We start from the raw sequence: 3,104 nt of genomic DNA on the forward strand, positions 1-3,104 counted from the left end.
AATTAGTGCCTATTATTAGGAATAAGAACATAAATTTACTTGAAAAAAATAATAATGAGCGACTTTTATAGAAAAATATCGGAAATATTTATATAACAAAAAACAAATCCCACATAATTATACAAATAAGGAGGAAAATGAATGTTACCACTACAATTCGAGATGTTTGGCGCCATGGCCCTTACCTGGATTATCATCCTAGTATGGTGTGTCATAGGCATTATCATCGCAATCTGGGTATACAGAGACGCTCAATCTAGGGGCATGAACGGTGCTCTCTGGCTGATTATCTGTATCCTTCTAGGAATCATTGGGCTCATCATTTATCTAGTCGTAAGAGAGTAAAACAAGTAATACCGTTCTACGTAACTGTCCACTATTTTTTTACTATTTTTTTCTGAAACCTGTTAACTAAATATTATTAACGTCTTAGAGCCGAAATTAATACCGAATTTTTGGAAATGAACATTTTGAAAAGATTTTTTAACCGTCCAAGATTAGTCTTGTAATAATGCTAGATAAAAGTAGATAGTATAATCTAAATGGTCCATCTTTTAAATAATTTGTGAATTCACTTTATTTGTTCTGGTTTTTAGAAGTGGTGGTATTATGGTTAATCGTAAAGACTTCAAGAGAGCTATACTATACTTATTATCACATCATCAAGAGGATCACCTAGACAGAGCCCTTTGTTTGAATATTTTTGGTAAAAAACTTTATATTTGTGCCAGATGCACTGGGCTAACTCTGGGATTCATTTCCGGTATCTTGTTACAGTCCTTTTCGATTATTACCCAAATGGATCAGAATTTAAGTCTGCTTTTGGCGATTGGGTTGGCTCTGCCTGCAATGGTTGATTGGTGGACTCAGAGCGTTTTTGGTAGAGAGAGTAAAAATTATATTAGGGTATCCACCGGCTACGCTCTTGGTTTTGGGATAACCTTTTTGAGGTTTTCCAATGTGACTTGGACCATAGTTACGATTATTATATTTTTCATATTCGCTGCAATAGGACTATATAGGAGAGTCATTAGAGAGTATGGTCTCAAATCGGACAAGTATGTGGGAAAAGGGAAAGAGGAAATAGAATAAAGCTTTTATTGAATGATTATTAACTAGTATTCGAGTTTTTCTGGTTAGTGATGGTTATGAGGTCTTTGGATTCCCTTTTCTCCCGTTACAAGAATGCTAGGAAAAGAATCATAGAGATACCGGTAATAAGATCCATCTTCGACTATTTTGTGGAGGAAAAGTGGTTGAGAGTGGTTGCTGTTATTAAGATGAAAAAGGGAGTAGTGATGATTAAAAAACCCGTTGAAGTAAGAGATGCCTATGGGAACCCAATGAAAATGGATGGGTGGATACTAGCCGGCGGAAAACCTGAAATACATGAGAGTTATGAACAAGCGGTAATTAGGGAAATAAGGGAGGAAACCGGGGTAGAGGTGGAGGTGGAAAAACTCTTAGGGGTTTACATTTTTCGATTCTTAAATGGTGGTGAACAGGTGGATGCAATTCTTATCGCTTTTTCCACCCGAGCACTAAGGGGAACTTTAAAACCCGGGGGGGAGGTACAAAAGGTTAAGCTCTTTGAAGAAATTAATGAAAAAGATATAATCCAGGTACCAGACTGGTGGTACGGGTTCCAGATCGAAATGCTGGAGGATGCGGGTATAAAAATCAAGAAAGCATTATAACTACATTAACAGAAATTAGCTTATTCGAATCAAATACAAATAATGGTGATTGAAAAATGCGCAGAGTCAAGTTTGAGGACAAAGAATTACGCATGGTGGTTTTCGATTTTGACGGAGTTTTATACGATGGGGATAGCCACAGTGTAGAATTAGCAAAAAATCTCGGAATACAAGAAGAAGAAGAAGTTGGGAAGATTCTCAAAGATTTACGTGCACGAAAAATCTCCTTCAACGACGCCATAATTAATTCGGCCAAATACTGGGAGGGCGTTGAGGTTGAGAAAGCTCTAAAACTGATGAGAGAACTCAAGCTCCGAGAAGGCGCAGAAGAAACCATTCAAAAACTGAAGGATGCGGGATACATAATCGGCCTGATAAGCTGTGGAGGTAGCAACACCGCACTTCAAGCAATAAAGGAAAAACTGGGACTGGACTACGTGTACAGTCACTCTGCCGAAGTAGTAGACGGCAAATTCACCGGAAGGCTCACAGGCCCAGTAGTAGACGCCAAGAAAAAAGCCGAATTATTCCTAAAAGTATCCCAGGATGCCGGAGTGCAGTCCTCAGAATGCGCAGTCATCGGCAACGATGAAATGGACCTGCCCATGTTCCTAGAAGCAAAATATAGTATAGCCGTTAATCCCTCGGAAGGCCTGAAAAAATACGCAAAAATTATATTAAACATACACGATATGAGAGAAATACTCCCCTACCTCATCGTAGAAGATTAAAGGTTAAAAGTAAAAAATTAAAAAGTATTCCTTCTAATTTTTTGCGAATGATTCTAAAAACGGTTGTTAAGCTGTCTTTTTCAATTTCCTTGTAGAATACTCTGCTACATAAGCTATATACTTTAAAAAGGCTTCAATCACACCCTTCTCATACTGCTCCCTGCGAACCGATTTATCCTCCATTTTAAGAATTTTCCCAATCGTCTCCTCAAAAACTTGGGCTTGGAATCCCAGATTATGGCCGATCGAATTCATCCACCTCTGCTCATATTTTGAGAGAAAATCGGCAGAAAAGTCTTTACTCTGTACAGCCTCAGACGCAGTTGTTCCAGCATCCATACCCGCCCTAACCGCGAAAAAGATGCCCTCCCCGGTGACCGGTGAAACCATGCCCGCCGCGTCTCCCGCCACTAAAAGACCCGCGGAGTAGCTCGGAGTAAAGACCCGCCTATAAGGTATAAAGGCACCACGGCTCATAACCACCTTGCCACCATCCAGAAACTGCGCTGCAGCCGGATGCTTCATAAAATATTTCAAATACTCCGCCGGTTTCCTATCCATCATACCCGCCGCCGAACCCACACCCACAGAAAGCATACCATCCTTAGGAAAAATCCAGCCGTATCCCAGGGGGGCGATCTCTTTTCCGGTAAAAATCACGTACGCGTCTCCGAAC

At 40.1% G+C, this 3,104-nt stretch carries 4 protein-coding genes and 1 pseudogene; 4 read left to right on the forward strand and 1 reads right to left on the reverse strand.

Features of this window, described 5'->3' with window-relative positions:
• Positions 1 to 141: 141 nt before the first annotated feature.
• The 4 genes from ACUVXA_RS18850 to ACUVXA_RS18865 all read left to right on the forward strand — a co-directional run bounded on the left by ACUVXA_RS18850 (position 142) and on the right by ACUVXA_RS18865 (position 2,428).
• Positions 142 to 345 carry a hypothetical protein gene (locus tag ACUVXA_RS18850; protein WP_445872833.1) on the forward strand — a complete coding sequence of 68 codons (204 nt, stop codon included), beginning with the start codon at positions 142 to 144 and terminating at the stop codon, positions 343 to 345.
• A gap of 264 nt (positions 346 to 609) precedes the next feature.
• Positions 610 to 1,092, forward strand: coding sequence for a DUF2085 domain-containing protein (locus ACUVXA_RS18855; protein ID WP_445872834.1), 483 nt, complete (start codon positions 610 to 612; stop codon positions 1,090 to 1,092).
• A 56-nt stretch (positions 1,093 to 1,148) separates the two neighbouring features.
• On the forward strand, positions 1,149 to 1,697 hold the full coding sequence (locus ACUVXA_RS18860) for an NUDIX domain-containing protein (RefSeq protein ID WP_445872835.1): 549 nt from the start codon (positions 1,149 to 1,151) through the stop codon (positions 1,695 to 1,697).
• A 56-nt stretch (positions 1,698 to 1,753) separates the two neighbouring features.
• Positions 1,754 to 2,428, forward strand: coding sequence for an HAD family hydrolase (locus ACUVXA_RS18865; protein ID WP_445872836.1), 675 nt, complete (start codon positions 1,754 to 1,756; stop codon positions 2,426 to 2,428).
• 66 nt (positions 2,429 to 2,494) lie between these two features.
• Here ACUVXA_RS18865 and ACUVXA_RS18870 read toward each other — a convergent pair.
• Positions 2,495 to 3,104 (reverse strand): annotated as a pseudogene (locus tag ACUVXA_RS18870) (hypothetical protein); the annotation flags it as partial.

This window comes from Candidatus Jordarchaeum sp., assembly GCF_052745115.1.